The organism is Mycolicibacterium rhodesiae (assembly GCF_002086695.1).
In the GTDB taxonomy this organism is placed as follows: Bacteria; Actinomycetota; Actinomycetes; order Mycobacteriales; family Mycobacteriaceae; genus Mycobacterium; species Mycobacterium rhodesiae.
In genome coordinates this window covers 397784-417159 of record NZ_MVIH01000004.1, presented here as the reverse complement: position 1 = coordinate 417159, position 19376 = coordinate 397784, and the positions used below count along the sequence as shown (strand labels likewise).

Sequence of the window (19376 nt, the reverse complement as noted above, 5' to 3'; positions counted from 1 at the left end):
TCTCATCCGCGAGAAAACGTCGTATGTGAAGGCCGGTGTCCATGACCGCACCCAGTTCCAGACCGGAATCCGTCGAACGCCGGACGATCGACCACGTTCCGGTGGACGAACGCCATGGCCGCGCGCGTGATCTGTTCACGGTGTGGTTCGGCTCCAACATCATGCTGCTGACGATCATCACCGGGGCGCTGTCCACCACGGTCTTCGGTCTGCCGTGGTGGGCCGGCGCGGTCGCGGTGATACTCGGCAACGTGGTCGGCGCCGTCGTGATGGCACTGCACGCCGCGCAGGGACCGCAGATGGGAGTACCCCAGATGCTGCAGACCCGCGCCCAGTTCGGGTCGTACGGCAGCCTGCTGGTCGTGGTTCTGGTGGTGTTCATGTATCTGGGGTTCTTCGCCTCCAACGCGGTCCTGGGCGGACAGGCCCTTTCGCACGTGACCGGCATCCCCACCAACTGGTCCATCGTGATCATCGGATTGATCAGCGTGGCTGCCACCATCGTGGGCTACCGGCTGATCCACCGGGTGACAGCGGTGTTGTCGGTAGTGGCCGGCGGTGCGCTCGTCGTCGCTTTCGTGTGGATTGTCGGTGTCAACGGCGTTCCTGCCGGCACCTGGCATACCGACGGTTTCACCTGGGCCGGCTTCATGGCCACGCTCTCGGTGGCCGCTCTGTGGCAGATCGCTTACGCCCCATACGTTTCCGACTACACCCGGTACATGCCCAAGGACACCGGTCAGCGCGCCGCGTTCTGGGGCACCTACTCGGGGTGCGTGCTCGGCTCGGTGCTACCGATGCTGCTCGGTGTGCTGGTGGGTGCCGCGCTGCCCAACGACGAGACACTCGATGGACTCTCGACATTGACCCACGGTGTCACGACCGGGGTGTTCGCGATCTTCGCGATCGGCATCACCGCCACCAACGCGATGAACCTGTACTGCGGAACGCTGTCGACAATCACGATCGGGCAGAACATCGTCCCGCGGTGGAATCCTCAAGCCGGCAGTCGCGCCGCCGTCGCGATCGTGCTCTTCGTGCTCACGTTGATCCCGGCACTGGTCAGCGCAGACGACTTCCTGGCCAACTACGCCAACTTCCTGGCACTGCTGTTGTGTGTGCTGATTCCGTGGACGGCGGTGAACCTGGTCGACTACTACCTGTTGCGCCACGGCCACTACGACATCGACGCGCTCTTCGAGCGTGACGGCGGCATATACGGCCGCTTCAACTGGGTAGCCATCGGCTGCTACTTCGCCGGCATCCTGGTGCAGATCCCGTTCCTGTCCACGACGTTGTTCACCGGGTTCGCCGCCGAGGCCATCGGCAAGGTGGATATCTCGTGGATCGTCGGCCTGGCGGTCATCTGCCCGCTGTACTACGTGCTGATGCGGCCGCGGGTTTCCGCGGCAACCGTCACCGGTGCGGCACCGAGCGTCGCGTGAGTGACTGCGAGTTCCTGGTCGTCGGGGGTGGCACCGCAGGATGCATTGTCGCCGCGCGCCTTTCGGAGAATCCCGACGTCCGGGTCACTCTCATCGAGCCGGGGCCTTCGGACGCAGGCGAACCCCGTGCGCTGGACATCCGCCGGTGGCCGGAGATGGTGGAGAGCGAGTACGACCTCGACTACCGCAGCATTGCGCAACAGCGGGGTAACTCCAACATCCGCCAGGCGCGGATGCGCATCCTGGGTGGATGCTCCACGGCCAACACCATGATCAGCTGGCGACCGCTGGCCGCCGATCTGCAGGAGTGGGCGGCGCTCGGTGTCGAGGGCTGGGACTCTGACACCGTCGACGCCTGCTTCGACAGACTCGCGACGCCGATCGTTCCGATACCCGAGCAAGATCAGAATCGCTACCTTGCCGACGTCGTCGCGTCCGCGGTGACCGCCCTCGATCTGCCACGGCGATCGAACTGGAACAGCGATCCCGACTTCGCCCGCACCGGCGTGGGAGCGGGCTTCTTCGAGATCGGCTACACGCCGCAAACTCATCTGCGGTCGTCGACATCGGTGCACTACCTCCACGACATCATCGGCGTGCGCGACAACCTCACTGTTCGGCACGGAATGCGCGCGGTGCGCATCCTGCTCGAGGACGGGGTCGCGGTAGGTGTGCTGGCTCTCGACGATGACGGAACCGAGCACGATATTCGCGCCTCATGCGAGGTGATCCTGTGCTGCGGCGCTATCGACTCGCCGAAGTTGTTGCAGCTCTCCGGGATCGGGCCACAAGACGTTTTGGCCGCTGCGGGTGTGACGACTGTCGTGGACAGCCCCGGTGTCGGGGAGAACCTGATGGATCATGCCGAGGGCCTCATCGTCTGGGAGGCCCGGCGCGATATCCCCGACACCTGTGCCACCGGCTGGGACGCCGGTGCCGCGGTGCGGCTGCGCAGCGATGGCCCCGCGCGGCCCGACGTTCTCATGCACTTTCCGGTGGAGGCCGTCGCCGACCACGCTGTCACCTACGGTGTCGAACTGCCCGATCGGATCGTGGCGTTGGCGCCCAACGTCGCGAAGCCGGTCAGCCGCGGCCGGGTGTGGATCAGCACGCCGGATCCGGCGGCACCGCCCGAGATCGACTACGGCTACTTCACCGACGCCGGCGGCGCCGACGAAGCGGCCTTGATCGCCGGAATCAGGCTCGCGCGGCGCATCGCGGCGACCGCGCCGATGTCGGAGTGGATCGGTGCCGAAGTGTTTCCAGGGGCGGATCTCACCGAGGACGAGGAGCTTTCGCCCGCGCTGCGCGCCACGCACCAGACCGTCTACCACGTGTCCGGCACGTGCCGGATGGGTGCGTCCGAAGATCCACTGGCGGTGTGTGATTCGCGGTTGCGCGTTCGCGGGGTGCGCGGGTTACGGGTTGTCGACGCGTCGGTACTCCCGACGATCCCCTCGGTCAATCCGGTGGGGACGATCATGGTGGTTGCCGAACGTGCCAGCGACCTCATCGCCGAGGACAATCGTAAGGCGGTGACGGTGCCGCACATCCCGTGCGATGACCCGCAGATAACGCCGGCAGACCGATAGAGAGTGGCGGCGTACCGTACCCTTGGCGGACACCTCGGGACGGGTAGGAGCAGGCTGTGGCGCGAGTGCGCAACCAGGACGCCCGACGCAGCCAATTGGTGGCCGCGGCGATCGAGGTCATCGCCGACCGTGGGCTGGGTGCCGTGCGTGCCAAGGACATTGCCGAGGTCGCGGGGATATCGCCACGACTGGTGGCTTACTACTACCCCGAGATCGACGATCTCATCGACGAGGTGTACCGCAGCGCCGTTGACCGGTACTACTGGCAACGGCTGGAGGCGATCAGCAAGCTCGACAGTCCGGTCGACCAGCTCGTCAACCTGATCGAATCGGGCCTGCCCGCGGGCGACGGTGACATGCTCAGCCGAGCCTTGTACGAGTTCTCGGTCAACGCCGGACGTGAACCCACTCATGGCGCGCTCATGACTCTGCTGTTCGAGCGGGAGGTCTCGCTCTACGTCTCTGTTCTCGAATCTGGCCTGAAGACAGAAGATTTCGTGCTCTCGGAGTCGGTGCTCGCGATCGCACAGAACTTTGTCGCACTCGAGGACGCCTTCGGCATGTATATCAACGGGGGCAACTCGTCGTTGGATGCCGGCGCCGCCGCGGCCTTGCTGCGCAGTTATGCGCGCTCGGCCACTGGAATCGATATCTGAGAAACCCGCTGTCCCACTTGACGTGAACTTCTCCAAGGAGCATTCTTTGCGGTATAGCGCAAAGAATGTGAGCGATCCGATACGAACGCCCGGTGAGAGGACAGCACCACATGACCGACACGATCGAGAGCCCCAGCACTTCGGTTCACGCCGCCGAGGCGACCGACTTGGGAAGATTGGCCCAGCGGCACCTCGTCATGAGTTTCACCGCGGGTTCGGCGTACACGGGTGCGCCACCGCCGGTGATGGTCCGGGGAGCGGGAAGTCGTCTGTGGGATGCCGACGGGTGTGAATATATCGACGCGCTGGCCGGATTGTTCTGCGTCAACGTCGGTTACAGCTTCGGCGCGGAGATCGGCGACGCCGTTCGCGCCCAGATGGCCGAGCTGCCCTACTACACCAACTGGAACGCCGCGCACCCGCCTGCGGTGAAGTTGGCCGCCAAGATCGCCGAGTTGGCGCCGCCCGGGCTGGACCGCGTGTACTTCACCTCCGGCGGCGGTGAGTCCAACGAAGCCGCGGTCAAACTCATCCGCCAGTATCACCAGGCGCGCGGTGAGTACACCCGAATCAAGTTCCTCTCCCGCCGCTCGGCCTACCACGGAACGTCCTACGCGGCACTGTCACTCAATGGGATGACCAATCTGCGCAAACAGTTCGAGCCGCTGATGTACGGGTCTCGGCACATCTCGAACAGCAAGCGCTACAGGCGGCCGGCAGGGGAGACCGAAGAGCAGTTCACCGGTCTGCTGCTGAGCGAGATGGAGTCACTGATTGTGCAGGAGGGCCCGGACACCGTGGCGGGAATCTTCCTGGAGCCGCTGCAGAACGCAGGGGGCTCGCTGGTGCCTCCGGCGGGGTACCACGAAGGCGTGCGCGAGATCTGCGATCGGTACGGCATCGTCCTGGTCGCCGATGAGGTGATCTGTGGATTCGGCAGGCTCGGGGAGTGGTTCGGTTCGACACGGTTCGATGTCGCGCCCGACATCATCACCTTCGCCAAGGGCGTGTCGTCAGCGCACGTGCCCCTCGGCGGCATGATCACCAAGAGTGAGATTCTGGACGCGGTCAACAACGGCCCAGACGGAATGTTTCTGCACGGCTTGACGTTCGGCGGTCATCCCGTCGCCTGTGCGGCCGGACTGGCGAACATCGCGGTGATGGAGCGTGAGGACGTACTCGGAAACGTCCGGCGCAACCAGGACTACTTCAGCGCACAGCTGGACACGCTACGCGACCAGCAGCTCGTCGGCGACGTTCGAGGTCTTGGCTACCACTACTCATTGGAATTGGTGACCGACAAGCAGCGGCGGACGTGGGAGGCCGAGACGGCAGCCAACGACTTCGTCTACGACATGCTTCAGCCGGCGCTGCTGAAGGCTGGAATCCTCTGCCGCGCCGCGGTGGATCACGAGGGCGCACCTTTGGTCCAGTTCTCCCCACCGCTGGTGTTCGACCGGGCCGACATCGACGAGCTGGTCGCGCGGATGCGCCGGCTCCTCGACGAACTGGCCGGATCCGTGCGGTAGACGCTCGCGCCAGGTGCCCGGAGTCATCGGCTTCGGGCACTTCGTCGTTCGCGAAAACAGTTGTGCTACATCGATTTATGCGATTTCCTAAGCAGGAAAAGAGCGCTTTACAGGTGGCCCCGGAGGCCGCAGTGTCTTATCTCACAGCAGCGGTATCCCATCGCTGACGACTCAAGTAAAGGCGCGATAAATGGCCCCAGACAAGCCATTCGAAGTATCGGCGGAGCAACAGACTGTCCTGGCCGCCACTCAGAGCAGACATCTCCAGAAGTCGCTCGGCCGGCTCGACATCATCTTCCTCATCGTGGCGGCAGTGGTCTCCATCGAAGTGCTCGGGCAAGTGTCCAGCTTCGGAGGTCAGACCTTCACCTGGGCACTGGTGCTCGCAGTGTTGTTCCTGGTGCCGTACGGCCTGATCTTCGCCGAAATCGGCAGTACCTTCACCGACGAGGGCGGCGTGTACGTATGGGTGCGACGGGCGTTCGGCCGGCCGATGGCGGCCATCGCGTCGCTGCTGACATGGGTGACACAGCCGGTGTGGGTGGGCGGTTCGTGCACGTTCATCGCCGCCGAGGTGTGGAGTCAGTACGTCATGCCATTCGAACACGGCTCATGGACCGACTACATATTCAAAACCGTGTTCATCTGGATGACCGTGCTCGCCGCAGTGGTCAGCTTGCGACACGGCAAGTGGATCCCAAATCTCGGTGCGATCCTCAAGATCGGATTCCTGGTGGGATTCCTCGTAACCGCGGGAATCTACGCCGCCCGCAACGGCTTCGCGGGACTGACCTCGAGCGACTTCTCCCCGACACTGGCTGGTCTTCTCGGCGTCACGCCGCTGCTGTTGTTCTCCTATCTCGGATTCGAGTCGGGCAACAGCGCGGCCGAAGAGATGAAGAAGCCCGCCCGCGACGTACCGATCGCCATCGCACGCTCGTCGGCCATCGCCGCGGCCGCCTACTTGCTGCCGATCGCTGCCATTCTGCTCGTCGTGCCTGCCGAAAAGATCACCGGCATCGGGGGTCTCATGGAGGCCGTCGCCACCGTCTACAGCGTCTACGGATCCGCGGCACCGACCATGCTGACCCTGACCGGCGTCGTGTTCGCCCTTGTTCTGATGACGCAAGGGTCTGCCTGGATGATCATCAGCGACCGGATGCAGGCGATGGCCGCGGCCGACGGCGCCTTCTTCCGCGGCTTCTTCGGCCACTTCCACCCCAGGCTGGGCACGCCCGTACGGGTGAATCTGCTGTCCGGTGTCGTCGGGACCGTCTTCATGCTGGCCGCCATGGCGCTGAGCGGATCAGCGGCTGCGGTGTTCGGCGTTGTGCTGTCGATCTCGGTGTCGACATTCCTGCTGAGCTATCTGATCTCGATTCCGGCGGCGGTGCGGCTGCGCACGGCATTCCCCGATGTCGTCCGTCCGTTCAGGGTTCCGGTGTCGAACAACGTATTCCGTGCGATGGGCGCACTCTGCTTCGCCTGGGTGGCACTGGGGAGTTGGGTGGCCGTTTTCCCCGGCACGCTGGACCGCCTCTTCGGCCTGGACTACGACTTCGAGGAGACCTGGGGCGTGAGCGCGGGCGTGTTCGAGGCGTTCACGCTCGGCACGCTGGCCACCCTGACCGTGCTGGGCCTCGTCGGCTATCTGGCGGCGAGACCCCTTCGGATCCAACGTCGTACGGCCGACGGCATGGACTCGGCCGTGGAGAGCGAACCCGCTCTGCAGTGAGGGTGCCGCGGTGTCGATGTCAGAGGTCTCGGTCCGGCATACGGCCGATCAGCCGCACCGCGATCTGGACACAGGGTCCGATGAAGACCGCGAACAGCAGGGTCCCCAGGCCGGCGGCGCCGCCCAACAGCCAGCCGGCGATCAGCACCGTCGCCTCGACGGCAACGCGCGCCGCGGCCAGGGGCCACCCCGACACCCGCGCGATTCCGGTCATGAGTCCGTCCCGCGGGCCGGGTCCCAGCCCCGTCGTCAGATAGATGCCGCTGCCCAATGCGACGACGAGGATGCCGCCCAGGCACAGCGCGATGCGCTCCGGCAGGCCACTCGGTGCGGGCAGCCAGTGCGCGGTGACATCGAGCGCGGTGCCGACCAGCAGCACGTTTGCCACCGTCCCCAGACCAGGCCGCTGCCGCAAAGGAACCCACAGCAGCAGGACCAGTGCGCCGATGAGATTCGTCATCAGTCCGATGGACAGTCCAGCGCGCATCGCAGTGCCCTGGGCGAACACTGTCCATGGCGAATTACCCAGCTGGGCCGCCACGATCATCGCCTCGCCGGTGCCGAACAGCCACTGGCCGGTGACGAGGCACATCGCCCGCAGCGGGCTCGGCACCCATCTGGTCAGCACCGAGGGCGCCGCGAATCATGTGCTCCTAGAGGGCGATCCACGTGGTCTTCAGACCGGTGTACTTGTCGAGCGCGTGCAGGGACAGATCCCGGCCGAAGCCGGATTGCTTGAAACCGCCGAACGGCGTTCCAGCACTGAGTGCGTCGACCGTATTCACCGATACAGTGCCGGCCCGCAAGGCCGCGGAGACCGTGTGAGCCCGGCGCAGGTCGTTGGTCCATACGGATGCGGCCAAGCCGTAGACGGTGTCGTTCGCCATCCGGATCGCCTCGTCCTGATCGTCGAATGTCTGCACGGCGAGAACGGGACCGAAGACTTCGTCGGTGATCAGTTCGTCGCGGGGGCCGAGGCCGGTCACCACGGTCGGCTCGATGAAGCAGCCGCCGTCGACTCGTCGACCGCCGACCCTGATGTCGCCGCGCTCGCGGGCCCGCTCGACGAAGCCGAGGACGTGCTCGGTGTGGGCGGCGTCGACGATTGCGCCTTGGGCGGCCACCGGATCCAGCGGGTTACCCGGACGCATCTGGCCGGCGCGGTTCACCAATTCGGCGACGAATTCCTCGGCGATCGACTTCTCCACCAGCAGGCGGGAATTCGACGAGCACACCGCGCCCTGGTTGTAGAAGGCGCCGAACAGTGCCTTGTCGACGGCCTGCTCCAGGTCGGCATCCGCGAAAACCAGATTGGGGCTCTTGCCGCCGCATTCGAGCCAGACCTGTTTGAGGTTGGAGTCGGCGGCGTAACGCAGAAACGCCTTTCCGGTTGCGGTCGAGCCGGTGAACGCAATGACGTCGACGTCGGGGTGCAGGCCGAGGGCGGCACCCGCGGTCTGACCCAGGCCGGGGACGACGTTGAACACCCCGGCGGGCACACCCGCTTCGGCTGCCAGTTCGGCCAGCCGCAGTGAGGACAGCGGCGCGCGTTCAGAGGGCTTGAGCACCACCGAATTTCCCGCGGCCAGTGCCGGGGCGACTTTCCACACGGCGAGGTCGAGCGGGAAGTTCCACGGGGTCACGGCGCCGACCACGCCGAGCGGTTCACGGCTGACCAGGGCGAGATTGCCCGGTTCGGTGGGTGCGATCTCGCCGTTGATCTTGTCCAGTGCCTCGCCGTAGTAGGCGACCAAGCCGGCGGCCGATGGAACGTCAACGCTGTGGGCTTCGATGACGAGCTTGCCCATGTCCATGGAGTCCAGCAGCGCCAGTTCGACGCTGTGCTCGCTGATCAAGTCCGCCAGCCGCAACAGCACCCGCTTACGGTCGGAGATGGCGCAGCGCGACCACTCGCCACCGTCGAACGTCCGCCGGGCCGATCGCACGGCCAGATCGACATCGGCGTCCTGGGCTGAGGCCACCGCAGCGATGACCTCGCCGGTGGCCGGGTTGACCGAATCGAAGGTCGCCCCCGATGCGGCAGTCCGGAAGGTGCCGTCGATGAAAACGCCGGCTCGAGGCTCGATCTCGGCGGCGTGCCGGGTCCAGTCGTCCAGAGTCTCGGGGTGGGCATCTGCGGAAAGCGTCACAGTTCCACCCTGCACGCACCGCATGAACCTGTACAGCAGGTGTTTCCGAACCCTAGGATCGATTTTCCTGATGCGGAAGGCGCCGACATGTCCGACTACACGTTGCGACAACTCGAGTACTTCGTCGCGGTGGCCGAGGCAGGCAGTGTCACGCGGGCGGCGGCGTCGGTCCACCTGTCGCAATCGGCGATGTCGGCCGCGCTGGCCGACCTGGAGAATGCGCTGTCGGTCCAGTTGCTGGTTCGGCACCACGCGCGGGGCATCAGCCTGACACCCGCGGGCAAGGAACTTCTGGTGGCCAGCCGCCAGCTGCTGGCATCGGCGGGTGACCTGCGAGCAGTCGCACAGGGATTGGGCACCTCACTGAGCGGCACTCTGTCGATCGGCTGCTTCCAGGTGGTGGCGCCCTACCTGCTGCCGGAGTTGTTGGCCACCGCCGCCGAGAAACTCCCCAAACTCGATCTGTTGACCACCGAGGTCGATCTCGCCGATCTGGCCGAGGGCGTCGCCAACGGGACGTTCGAACTCGGCATCGGCTACGACCTCGTCGACGATCCACGGTTGAAGCGCTGGCCGCTGTACACGTTGCCGCCGTATGTCCTGGTGTCGGGGGAGCACCGCTTCGCGACGCGGGACAGCGTCGATCTCGCCGAGCTGGCCGACGAACCGATGGTGTTGCTGGACCTGCCGCACAGCCGCGACTACTTCCAGAGCGTGTTCCGCGCCGCCGGCGTCACGCCGAACATCCGGTATCGCTCGACGACGGTCGAGACCTGCCGGGCCCTGGTCGGGCGCGGGCTGGCCTACTGCGTGCTGAACCTGCGGGCCGCGGTGCCCACCGCGCTCGACGGCCATGCCGTGGCGGCGATCCCGATCAGTGGTGACCCGCCGAGCCTCACCGTGGTGCTGCTCGACGCGGTGGCCGCCCGTCCCACCCGCCGGGCCAGTGTGGTGGCGGACCTGTGCCGCAACCTGTTCGCGAACCCGCCCAAGATCTGACACCACGACCAGCGTGGATCGTTTTCATCGATGCCGTACATCGGATCTACGCGCTGTACAGATGCAAGAGCGGCTTGAACGATGGAGGGCGAGCAGGAACGCCGAGTCCGTGGAGGTCAAATTGGCGATCGAAGAGGTCGAGGTTCTCGTTGTCGGGGCTGGGCAGGCGGGGATCGCGATGAGTGAGCACCTCAGTGCGCACGGCGTGCCGCATCTGGTCGTGGAGCGCGACCGCATCGCCGAACGGTGGCGGTCATGGCGCTGGGACTCATTGGTCGCCAACGGCCCGGCGTGGCACGACCGGTTCCCGGGGCTGGACTTCGACATCGCCCCCGACGCCTTCGCAGGCAAGGAAGAGGTCGCCGACTACCTCGTCGCGTACGCGGACAAGATCGACGCGCCGATCCGTACTGGTGTCACCGTGGAATCCGTTCGAAAGCTCGAGGGGCGCAGCGGCTTCCGGGCCGAGACAACCGCCGGGACCATCGACGCCCGATACGTCGTCGCCGCCACCGGCGCGTTCCAGAAACCGATCATCCCCCCGGTGGTCCCCGAGAGTGCGGGCGTTCATCAGCTGCACTCCAGCTCGTATCACAACCCCGAGCAACTGCCCGACGGTGCCGTACTGGTGATCGGTGCGGGTTCATCAGGAGTGCAGATCGCCGACGAACTGCGTCAGTCCGGGCGCAGTGTGTATCTCGCCGTCGGCCCGCACGACCGACCGCCCCGCAGCTATCGTGGCCGCGACTTCTGTTGGTGGCTGGGGGTTCTCGGCAAGTGGGACATGGCCGCACCGCCGCGTGGCGCCGAGCATGTGACGATCGCGGTCAGCGGGGCGCACGGCGGGCACACTGTCGATTTCCGCGATCTGGCGGCACGTGGAATCACCTTGCTCGGGATGGCCGGTCCCTACGAGAACGGCGTGATGAACTTTGCTCCGGATCTGCGCGCCAACATCGAAAGCGGTGATGCGAACTACCTCTCGATGCTCGACGAGGCAGATGCCTATATCGCCCGCAACGGGCTGGACCTACCCGAGGAGCCACAGGCTCGGGTATTCGCCCCCGATCCGGAGTGCGTGACAAACCCGATCGGCTCGCTGGAGCTTGCGCAGGCAGGCATCACGTCGATCATCTGGGCGGTCGGCTTCGCGTTCGACTTCGGCTGGCTTCAGGTGGACACCTTCGATGACAGCGGCCGTCCGCGTCATCAGCGCGGTGTGTCGAGCGAGCCCGGTGTCTACTTCCTCGGTCTGCCGTGGCAGTCCCGCCGGGGGTCGAGCTTCATCTGGGGAGTCTGGCACGACGCCAAGTACCTGGCCGATCAGATTGCGATCCAACGCAGTTACCTCGCCTACCAGGCGCCTGTGCTCGCCGATCACTGACTGCGCCAACACCTGAGAGAGGACCTCTGTCAATGAGCGATGCGACGCCGGCCGGCGCGACCCACAGGCGAATCCGGCCGTTCAACACCAAGGACACCTACCCCGAGCAGAACCTCGACAACGATCTCTGCCAAGCGGTGGTGGCCGGAGGAGTCGTCTATCTGCGCGGGCAGATCGGCCAAGACCTCGACAGCCGGGAGTCGGTGGGGATCGGCGATGTCGAGGCGCAGGCCGAGAAGGCCATGGCCAACATCGCGATGCTCCTCGACGAGGCGGGCAGCGGTGTCGAGGACATCGTCAAGGTCACGGTCTACCTGGTTGACATCCGTTACCGCGAACCGGTGTACCGCGTCATGGGGCGCTGGCTGAAAGGCGTCTACCCGGTTTCTACCGGGCTGGTCGTCGACGCGTTGGCCCGCCCCGAATGGCTGGTGGAGATCGACGCCACCGCGGTGCTCAGTGGAGATCGGTCGTGACGTTCTCGCTCGTTGTGCGCAACGGCGCGGCGTTCGGCATGGTGGTGTGCTCGTCGAGTCCCGCGGTCGCATCCCGGTGTGTGCACCTGCGCGCGGGTGTGGGAGCGGTGGCCAGTCAGAACGTCACGAATCCGAACCTTGGCGCGCTGGCCCTGGATGCGCTTGCGGCAGGAGCGAATGCGTCCTCGGCACTTGAGAAGACCGTCGTGGGGGAGCCGTTCGCCGAGTATCGACAGCTGATCGTCGTGGATGCCTCAGGAGGGACGGCGATCCACACCGGCGCCAAGGCGCTTGGCACCCGCCACGAGCGGCAGACCGAGAATGCCGCCGCCGCAGGCAATATGCTCGCCGAACCGGCGGTGATCGACGCATTGATCGACGGATACCTCAATTCCGTTGCACTGCAGACCGAACAGCGGCTACTGGACGGCCTCGGCGCCGCGCTGGCAGTCGGCGGTGAAGCGGGACCTGTGCATTCCGCGGGCCTTCAAGTGGTCGAGGACGTACCGTGGCCGGTCACCGATCTGCGAGTCGACTGGCACGATGATCCGATCGGTGAACTCCATCGGCTGTGGGCGGTGTGGGCGCCGCAGAAGGCCGACTACCGCACCCGCGGCATCGATCCCACCGCCGCGCCCTCGTACGGAGTGCCGGGGGATCTATGATCACCGCACTCGACGATGCCGTCCGGTCGGCGGCCGATCGGGCGACCGGCCAGATCCTTGCGCTGTCCCACGACCTACACGCACACCCCGAAATCGCCTGGGAAGAGGTCCGGTCCTGTGCGCGCGTGGCCGGCGACCTTGCCGACTCCGGATTCGCCGTCGAGGAGAACTTCACGGGTCTGTCGACCGCTTTCCTGGCCCGCCTCGGTACCGGGCCGCTGCATTTGGCGGTGTGTGCCGAGTACGACGCACTCCCGGGGATGGGGCACGCATGCGGCCACAATGTGATCGCCGCGATCTCCACCGGCGCGGCCGTTGCGTTGGCACCCTACGTCGACGATCTGGGCATCACGCTGTCGGTATTCGGGACACCTGCAGAGGAGGGCGGCGGCGGCAAGATCGAGATACTCGAGCGCGGCGGATTCGCCGGCGTGCATGCGGCCGCGATGGTGCATCCCGGGCCCGTCGATGTGGCCAGAGCTGAACCATACGCGGTGTCGCACAGCCACATTCAGTACGACGGAAAGGCCGCACACGCCGCGGCATATCCGGATCGGGGGGTGAATGCCGCTGATGCCTTCACCATTGCCCAGGTGGCGATCGGCCTGCTGCGCCAACAGCTGCCCAGCGGAGTCCGGGTGCATGGGGTGATGACCAACGGCGGTGAGGCGCCGAACGCCATTCCGCAGCGAACCGAAGGCCGTTGGTACGTACGAGCCGGCACACTGGCCGAACTCGCGGGCCTGGAGGAACGCGTCAACCGGTGTTTCGAAGCCGGCGCGCACGCGACGGGCTGTGAACTGACCATCACTGCTGAGAGCAAGCCGTACGCGGAGTTCCGTACCGATGAGGGACTACTCGCCGGATACGTCCGCCGCGCCGAGGAGCTCGGCCGGCGGTTCAGTTCCGGCGCCGACTCGCTGATGAACCGCGCGTCCACAGACATGGGCAATGTCTCCCAGCGCATTCCGGCCATCCACCCCTACATCGGGATCGACTCGCTGCCCGCGGTCAACCACCAGGTCGAGTTCGCCGCTGCCGCCATTTCGCCGGCCGCCGACCGGGCCGCGACCGATGGTGCGCTGGCACTGGCGCTTACGCTGCTGGATGCGGCGGTTGATACCGGCACTCGCCAACGCTTGATGGCCACCGCCGAAGGAGATGCGCGATGAGCGTTCGTGTCGAACACGATCTGCTCGGCGACTGCGAGGTCCCCGACGCGGCGTACTACGGCGTCCATACCGCTCGCGCGATGGCGAACTTCCCGATCACCGGGACGCAGATCTCACGCTATCCGGAGTTCATTGTTGCGCTGGCCTGCGTGAAAATGGCTGCTGCGCTTGCCAATCAGCGGCTGGGTTTGCTCGGTTCAGAACGCGCGAATGCCATCGTCTCGGCATGCGCGGAACTCAAGTCCGGATTGCTGCACGACCAGTTCGTCGTCGACGTCATCCAAGGCGGTGCCGGCACGTCGACCAATATGAACGCCAACGAGGTGATCGCCAACCGCGGTCTGGAGCTACTCGGACACCGGCGCGGCGAGTATCGCTACCTGCATCCACTCGAGCACGTCAACCTCGGGCAAAGCACCAACGATGTCTACCCGACGGCGTTGAAGATCGCGCTCCAGTTCGCGGTCCACCGGCTGCAACTTGCGATGGCCGAACTGGTTTCGGCCTTCGCCGATAAGGCGGTCGAGTTCGGTGGCCATCTGAAGATGGGACGCACCCAACTGCAGGACGCGGTTCCCATGACGCTCGGGCAGGAGTTCGGCAGCTACGCGGTGATGGTAGGTGAGGACAGTGACCGGTTGGGGGAGGCCGCAACATTGATCTGCGAGATCAACCTCGGCGGCACCGCGATCGGGACCGGCCTCAACACGCATCGGGGATACGCCGAGGCGGTCTGCGAAGAGCTCTGTGCCGCCACCGAACTACCGCTGGTGACCGCCTCGAATCTCGTGGAGGCCACCCAGGATGTCGGTTCCTTCGTCCAGCTGTCCGGGGTGCTCAAGCGTACGGCGGTCAAGCTGTCGAAGATCTGCAACGATCTGCGGCTGCTGTCTTCTGGTCCGCGCGCAGGCCTGGGTGAGATCAATCTTCCTGCGGTGCAGGCGGGTTCGAGCATCATGCCGGGCAAGGTCAACCCGGTGATTCCCGAAGTCGTCAATCAGGTCGCTTTCGAGGTGGTCGGCAACGACGTCGCCATCAGCATGGCGGCCGAGGGTGGCCAGTTGCAGCTCAACGCCTTCGAGCCGATCATCGCCCACAGTCTGTTCGAATCGTTGGCCCACCTGACAGCGGCCTGCGACACCTTGCGGACACGGTGCGTCGTCGGGATCACCGCCAACGTGGACCGGATGCGGGCCACCGTCGACCAATCCATCGGACTGGTCACGGCACTCAACCCGTACATCGGCTACGAGGCGGCAACCCGGCTCGCCGCCGACGCGCTGAGTTCCGACTCCGACATCGCCTCTCTCGTTCTCGGTCGCGGGCTGCTGACGGCCTCGGAGCTGGAGAGGATCCTGACACCACAGAATTTGACCGGCCCGCAGCACGGGAACAGCTGATGACGAACACGCTGACCATCGGTATCGCGCAGTGGCTGGCGCGATGCGGTGAGCCGGAGCGCAATCTCCACGACGCGCTGCGTCGTGTCGCCGACCTCGCGGACGGTGGCTGCGAACTCATTGTGCTTCCGGAGCTGTGGCCGTGCGGATACGATCCCGCGACGGTGGCCGACGATGCGCGCACGGCGGCCGAACCGCTCGACGGTGTGCGGGGCCGGGCTCTTGCAGATGCCGCGCGCAGCCACGGGGTGTGGCTGTTCGCGGGAACAGTGCCGGAGTTGGCCGCAGACCGGATCTACAACACCGCACCGTGTTACGGACCCGACGGCCGACTCGTGGGCGCCCATCGCAAAGTCCATCTGTATACCCCATTGAACGAGCACAAGGCGTTCACCGCAGGCGAGCGAGCCACCGTCGTCGAGATCGACAATCTCGGCACGGTGGGATTGAGCACGTGTTTCGATGGCGACCATCCCGGCTATGCGCGCGCACTGCATGACGCCGGAGCCCGGGTGGTGGTCGCACCGTGCGCCTACGAAGTCGCTACCGAATCCTGGTGGGACATCCTGTATCCGGCCAATGCGCTGGCCAACGGCCAGTGGTGGATCATGGCGAATCAGTGCGGTGCCGACCTGCTTGGCAAGAGCCGGATCATCGCACCGGACGGGTCAATCGTGGCTCAAGCGCCACGGGTGGGGGATACCGACGGCGCCGACCTACTCGTGGCCACCGTTGATCTCAGAGCGGGCATCGAGGCCGCGGAACTCGCCGCGGGTGCGCTCTGGTCGCCGAGATCCTGGGCGTAGCTTTACGGATCGCAGATCACGATCGGGATGACGCGGTCGGTCCAGGACTTGTAGTCCTCGAAGCCGGTGTAGAAAGCCGTCATCTTGGGCCAGTACTCGGCACGCTCGGCCTCGGTGGCATCGCGTGCGGTCAGTTCGAGGACCTCGTCCTTGATCTGGACCTTGACCTTCGGGTTTGCCTTGAGGTTGAGGTACCACAACGGGTGCTTGTCGCTTCCGCCTTGGGACGCAACGAACACCACCCGGTTGCCCTCGCGGAGGAAGAGCAGCGGCGCGACCCGCGGCTCACCGCTCTTGCGCCCGATCGTCGTCAGCAGCGCCACCGGCGCACCTTCGAGGAAACTGCCGCCGATCTTGCCCTTGCTCGCCTTGTACAGCGCGGTCTGCCCTTTGGACATCCACTTGATGATGAACTTCGTCGTCGGTGTGTCGAGACCCTTGGGGCGGGGCTTGGGCAAGAAGAACTCCTCGGCTAGCTCTTGATGAACGGGCGGACGATCGCCCGAATGTGATGAATCTTGCCATCGGCGGCCGGGATCAGAAACGTCTCGTCGATACGCGCGGCGACTCGTCGTCCCGCGAGCGTCGGTTTGGTGAGGAGTTCGAATCGGGCATGCACCTCATCGCCGCTGACAGTGAACTCCGGCTCGCTGACCGACTTGATGACGAGGTACTGCGGACCGCGATTGAGACTGCGGCGCAATTGATCTCCGGAGAATCCGGTCTTGACGCCGAACTCGATGCGGGTGCAGCCCGGCGCGAACGGCACATCATCAGCCTTGTGACTGGCGAGAGCCTCGATGTATGCCCGTGCCGCCGCGATCCGCTCGTCGTCGGTGGCCACTAGATCCGCTCGATGATGGTTCCGGTCGACAACGCGCCACCGGCACACATGGTGATCAGCGCGGTGCTCTGATCGGTGCGCTCCAGTTCGTGCAGCGCGGTGGTGATCAGACGGCTGCCGGTGCTGCCGACCGGGTGGCCCAACGCGATCGCGCCACCGTTGACGTTCACCTTGTCCATGTCGGCCTCGTGGACCTGCGCCCAGCTGAGCACCACCGAGGCGAACGCCTCGTTGATCTCGACCAGGTCGATGTCGCCGAGCTTCATGCCGGCCTTCTCCAGCACCCGCGCGGTGGACTGCACCGGGCCGTCGAGGTGGTAGTAGGTCTCCGACCCGACAAGCGCCTGGCTGATGATGCGCGCCCGCGGCTTGAGCCCCAGCGCGCGCGCCTTGTCTTCGTCCATCCACAGCACCGCGGCGGCACCGTCGGAGATCTGCGACGAGGTGCCCGCAGTGTGCATGGCGCCTTCCATCACCGGCTTGAGCCCGGCCAGGCCCTCCATGGTGGTGTCGCGCAGGCCCTGGTCACGGCTGACCATGTGGCGCTCGTCGGTGGGTCGCTTGTTCTCGTCGAGAATCGGCGCCTCGATCGGGGAGATCTCTCGGTCGAAGCGGTGCTCGTCCCAGGCCCGCTTGGCTCGTTGCTGAGACAGGAAGCCGAGATGGTCGAGATCCTCGCGAGTGATGCCGCGGCGCTTGGCGATTCGCTCGGCGGCGGTGAACTGATCGGGCATGTCGATGTCCCACGACGCGGCGCGGATCAGTGAGCGGTCCGGGCCGGCGTTGGCGCCGAGGCCAACGCGGCTCATGGCTTCGATACCGCAGGCGATGCCGACGTCGATCGCGCCGGTCGCGATCAGCCCGGCGATCAGGTGGTTGGCCTGCTGCGCGCTGCCGCACTGGCAGTCGACGGTGGTGGCGCCGATCTGCTCAGGCAGGCCTGCGGTCAGCCACGCCACGCGGGTGATGTTGTTGGACTGCTCGCCGTACTGGGTGACGCAGCCACCGATGACCTGCTCGACCTCATCGGCATCGATGCCGGCCTTTTCGACCACGGCTCTCTGGACGGCCCCCAGCAATTCGGTCGCATGCAGACCGGACAGCCAGCCGCCCCGCTTTCCGATGGGACTACGGGTGGCTTCGACGATGACAGGATTACCCATGAGGTCAGGCTAGAACACGTTTCATTACTCTGACAAGCGAGGATGCTGCGGTGCCTTTTGTCTGCGGTGAAGGCATGTTTTACTGGCACTAGAACACGTCATATTGAGGAGCGCATGATCATGCCAACCCCCAACATCCCGGCCGGTTTCGACTTTCTGGATCCGGACCTGCATGTGCAGCGGCTGCCGGTAGAGGAGCTCGCCGAACTGCGCCGGGTCGCGCCGATCTGGTGGTGCGAACAGGCTATCGGCAAGGGCGGCTTCAACGACGGCGGTTACTGGGTCGTCACCAAGCACAAGGACGTCAAAGAGGTCTCCCGCCGCAACGACGTTTTCCTGAGCTCGCCCAACACCGCCATCCCGCAGTTCCCCGACGAGATGGCGCGCGAGGACATCGACCTGCAGAAGGTCGTCATGCTCAATATGGACGGCGAGTACCACGACCGGCTGCGCCGCATCATCTCCAAGGGGTTCACCCCGCGTGCCATCAGTGCGCTGCGCGACGAACTCGACCGGCGGGCGCAGATCATCGCCAAGGAGGCCGCCGCCCACGGCAGCGGAGACTTCGTCGAGCAGGTGGCCTGCGAGCTGCCGCTGCAGGCGATCGCCGATTTGCTCGGTGTGCCCCAGGACGATCGGGCCAAGCTGTTCCGCTGGTCGAACGAAATGACCGGCAACGGTGACGAAGAGTTCGACGTCGACCCCAAGCAGTCGTCGATGGAGGTGCTGGCCTACGCCATGCACATGGCCGAGGTGAAGGGTAAGAACCCCGGCAACGACATCGTCACCGCGCTGATCAACGCCGACATCGACGGGGAGAAGCTCTCCGACGACGAGTTCGGCTTCTTCGTGATGATGCTGGCCGTGGCCGGCAACGAGACCACCCGCAACTCGATCACCCACGGCATGATCGCGTTTGCGAACAACCCCGACCAGTGGGAGCTCTACAAGAAGGAGCGCCCGGAGACCGCGGCCGACGAGATCGTCCGCTGGGCCACCCCGGTCACCGCGTTCCAGCGCACCGCCGCCGAGGACGTCGAGCTGTCCGGCGTGCAGATCAAGAAGGACCAGCGGGTGGTGATGTTCTACCGCTCGGCCAACTTCGACGAAGACGTCTTCGAGGACCCGTACAGCTTCAACATCCTGCGCAACCCGAATCCGCACGTCGGTTTCGGTGGCACCGGGGTGCACTACTGCGTGGGCGCCAACCTGGCCAAGATGACGATCAACCTGATCTTCAATGCAGTTGCTGACCACATGCCCGATCTCACCTCCGCGGGCACACCGGAGCGGCTACGTTCGGGGTGGCTCAACGCCATCAAGCACTGGCAGGTCGACTACACCGGAGCATCGGCCTAAA

Annotated in this window: 18 protein-coding genes; 13 read left to right on the top strand and 5 right to left on the bottom strand. The window is 65.5% G+C overall.

Translation table 11 applies throughout. From position 1 onward, the window contains the following. Window positions 1-41: 41 nt before the first annotated feature. The 5 genes from BST42_RS11855 to BST42_RS11835 all read left to right on the top strand — a co-directional run bounded on the left by BST42_RS11855 (window position 42) and on the right by BST42_RS11835 (window position 6957). On the top strand, window positions 42-1445 hold the full coding sequence (locus BST42_RS11855) for a purine-cytosine permease family protein (protein WP_083118757.1): 1404 nt from the start codon (window positions 42-44) through the stop codon (window positions 1443-1445). Beyond that, complete coding sequence (locus BST42_RS11850) at window positions 1442-3037, top strand: GMC family oxidoreductase (RefSeq protein WP_083118756.1); 1596 nt, start codon at window positions 1442-1444, stop codon at window positions 3035-3037. Before BST42_RS11855 ends, BST42_RS11850 begins: the two co-directional genes overlap by 4 nt. Before the next feature lie 56 nt (window positions 3038-3093). Continuing rightward, window positions 3094-3693 (top strand): TetR/AcrR family transcriptional regulator, encoded by a 600-nt coding sequence (locus tag BST42_RS11845; protein ID WP_083118755.1) that lies wholly within the window; start codon window positions 3094-3096, stop codon window positions 3691-3693. 110 nt (window positions 3694-3803) lie between these two features. Further along, complete coding sequence (locus BST42_RS11840; protein WP_083118754.1) at window positions 3804-5222, top strand: aspartate aminotransferase family protein; 1419 nt, start codon at window positions 3804-3806, stop codon at window positions 5220-5222. 190 nt (window positions 5223-5412) lie between these two features. Continuing rightward, the gene (locus BST42_RS11835) at window positions 5413-6957 is read left to right on the top strand and encodes an APC family permease (RefSeq protein WP_083118753.1); all 1545 of its coding nucleotides are present in this window, start codon (window positions 5413-5415) and stop codon (window positions 6955-6957) included. A 19-nt stretch (window positions 6958-6976) separates the two neighbouring features. Here the strand turns inward: BST42_RS11835 and yczE are convergent, their stop codons facing one another. Both yczE and BST42_RS11825 read right to left on the bottom strand, forming a co-directional pair. Beyond that, window positions 6977-7585, bottom strand: a complete 609-nt coding sequence (gene yczE / locus BST42_RS11830; protein ID WP_237159366.1) for a membrane protein YczE — start codon at window positions 7583-7585, stop codon at window positions 6977-6979. A gap of 25 nt (window positions 7586-7610) precedes the next feature. After that, on the bottom strand, window positions 7611-9107 hold the full coding sequence (locus BST42_RS11825; RefSeq protein ID WP_237159365.1) for an aldehyde dehydrogenase: 1497 nt from the start codon (window positions 9105-9107) through the stop codon (window positions 7611-7613). A gap of 87 nt (window positions 9108-9194) precedes the next feature. Between BST42_RS11825 and BST42_RS11820 the strand changes: the two genes are divergently transcribed. The 7 genes from BST42_RS11820 to BST42_RS11790 all read left to right on the top strand — a co-directional run bounded on the left by BST42_RS11820 (window position 9195) and on the right by BST42_RS11790 (window position 16009). Continuing rightward, window positions 9195-10106: a LysR family transcriptional regulator gene (locus tag BST42_RS11820; RefSeq protein WP_083118751.1), complete on the top strand. Its 912-nt coding sequence runs from the start codon at window positions 9195-9197 to the stop codon at window positions 10104-10106. Between the two features lie 121 nt (window positions 10107-10227). Beyond that, window positions 10228-11490 carry a flavin-containing monooxygenase gene (locus BST42_RS11815; protein ID WP_083118893.1) on the top strand — a complete coding sequence of 421 codons (1263 nt, stop codon included), beginning with the start codon at window positions 10228-10230 and terminating at the stop codon, window positions 11488-11490. Between the two features lie 32 nt (window positions 11491-11522). Then, the gene (locus tag BST42_RS11810; RefSeq protein WP_083118750.1) at window positions 11523-11966 is read left to right on the top strand and encodes a RidA family protein; all 444 of its coding nucleotides are present in this window, start codon (window positions 11523-11525) and stop codon (window positions 11964-11966) included. Next, window positions 11963-12631 (top strand): DUF1028 domain-containing protein, encoded by a 669-nt coding sequence (locus tag BST42_RS11805; RefSeq protein ID WP_083118749.1) that lies wholly within the window; start codon window positions 11963-11965, stop codon window positions 12629-12631. Before BST42_RS11810 ends, BST42_RS11805 begins: the two co-directional genes overlap by 4 nt. Next, on the top strand, window positions 12628-13803 hold the full coding sequence (locus BST42_RS11800; protein WP_083118748.1) for a M20 family metallopeptidase: 1176 nt from the start codon (window positions 12628-12630) through the stop codon (window positions 13801-13803). The genes BST42_RS11805 and BST42_RS11800 overlap by 4 nt, the downstream gene beginning before the upstream one ends. After that, window positions 13800-15203: an aspartate ammonia-lyase gene (locus BST42_RS11795; RefSeq protein ID WP_083118747.1), complete on the top strand. Its 1404-nt coding sequence runs from the start codon at window positions 13800-13802 to the stop codon at window positions 15201-15203. The genes BST42_RS11800 and BST42_RS11795 overlap by 4 nt, the downstream gene beginning before the upstream one ends. Continuing rightward, window positions 15203-16009: a carbon-nitrogen hydrolase family protein gene (locus BST42_RS11790; RefSeq protein ID WP_083118746.1), complete on the top strand. Its 807-nt coding sequence runs from the start codon at window positions 15203-15205 to the stop codon at window positions 16007-16009. The genes BST42_RS11795 and BST42_RS11790 overlap by 1 nt, the downstream gene beginning before the upstream one ends. Window positions 16010-16011: 2 nt before the next feature. Here the strand turns inward: BST42_RS11790 and BST42_RS11785 are convergent, their stop codons facing one another. The 3 genes from BST42_RS11785 to BST42_RS11775 are packed head-to-tail and all read right to left on the bottom strand — an operon-like array spanning window position 16012 to window position 18016. Next, window positions 16012-16467: a nitroreductase family deazaflavin-dependent oxidoreductase gene (locus BST42_RS11785; RefSeq protein ID WP_083118745.1), complete on the bottom strand. Its 456-nt coding sequence runs from the start codon at window positions 16465-16467 to the stop codon at window positions 16012-16014. 14 nt (window positions 16468-16481) lie between these two features. Beyond that, entirely contained in the window at window positions 16482-16853 is a 372-nt protein-coding gene (locus tag BST42_RS11780; RefSeq protein WP_083118744.1) for a DUF8021 domain-containing protein, read from the bottom strand. Then, window positions 16853-18016, bottom strand: coding sequence for a steroid 3-ketoacyl-CoA thiolase (locus tag BST42_RS11775; RefSeq protein ID WP_083118743.1), 1164 nt, complete (start codon window positions 18014-18016; stop codon window positions 16853-16855). The genes BST42_RS11780 and BST42_RS11775 overlap by 1 nt, the downstream gene beginning before the upstream one ends. A gap of 120 nt (window positions 18017-18136) precedes the next feature. Between BST42_RS11775 and BST42_RS11770 the strand changes: the two genes are divergently transcribed. After that, window positions 18137-19375 (top strand): cytochrome P450, encoded by a 1239-nt coding sequence (locus BST42_RS11770; protein ID WP_083118892.1) that lies wholly within the window; start codon window positions 18137-18139, stop codon window positions 19373-19375. Window position 19376 lies beyond the last annotated feature (1 nt).

Excerpts from the sequence above, each read along its gene's own strand:
- BST42_RS11810 (WP_083118750.1), top strand. The coding sequence starts at position 11,523 with ATGAGCGATGCGACGCCGGCCGGCGCGACCCACAGGCGAATCCGGCCG.
- BST42_RS11795 (WP_083118747.1), top strand. The coding sequence starts at position 13,800 with ATGAGCGTTCGTGTCGAACACGATCTGCTCGGCGACTGCGAGGTCCCC.
- BST42_RS11835 (WP_083118753.1), top strand. The coding sequence starts at position 5,413 with ATGGCCCCAGACAAGCCATTCGAAGTATCGGCGGAGCAACAGACTGTC.
- BST42_RS11855 (WP_083118757.1), top strand. The coding sequence starts at position 42 with ATGACCGCACCCAGTTCCAGACCGGAATCCGTCGAACGCCGGACGATC.
- BST42_RS11775 (WP_083118743.1), bottom strand. The coding sequence starts at position 18,016 with ATGGGTAATCCTGTCATCGTCGAAGCCACCCGTAGTCCCATCGGAAAG.
- BST42_RS11840 (WP_083118754.1), top strand. The coding sequence starts at position 3,804 with ATGACCGACACGATCGAGAGCCCCAGCACTTCGGTTCACGCCGCCGAG.
- BST42_RS11820 (WP_083118751.1), top strand. The coding sequence starts at position 9,195 with ATGTCCGACTACACGTTGCGACAACTCGAGTACTTCGTCGCGGTGGCC.
- BST42_RS11770 (WP_083118892.1), top strand. The coding sequence starts at position 18,137 with ATGCCAACCCCCAACATCCCGGCCGGTTTCGACTTTCTGGATCCGGAC.
- BST42_RS11800 (WP_083118748.1), top strand. The coding sequence starts at position 12,628 with ATGATCACCGCACTCGACGATGCCGTCCGGTCGGCGGCCGATCGGGCG.
- BST42_RS11790 (WP_083118746.1), top strand. The coding sequence starts at position 15,203 with ATGACGAACACGCTGACCATCGGTATCGCGCAGTGGCTGGCGCGATGC.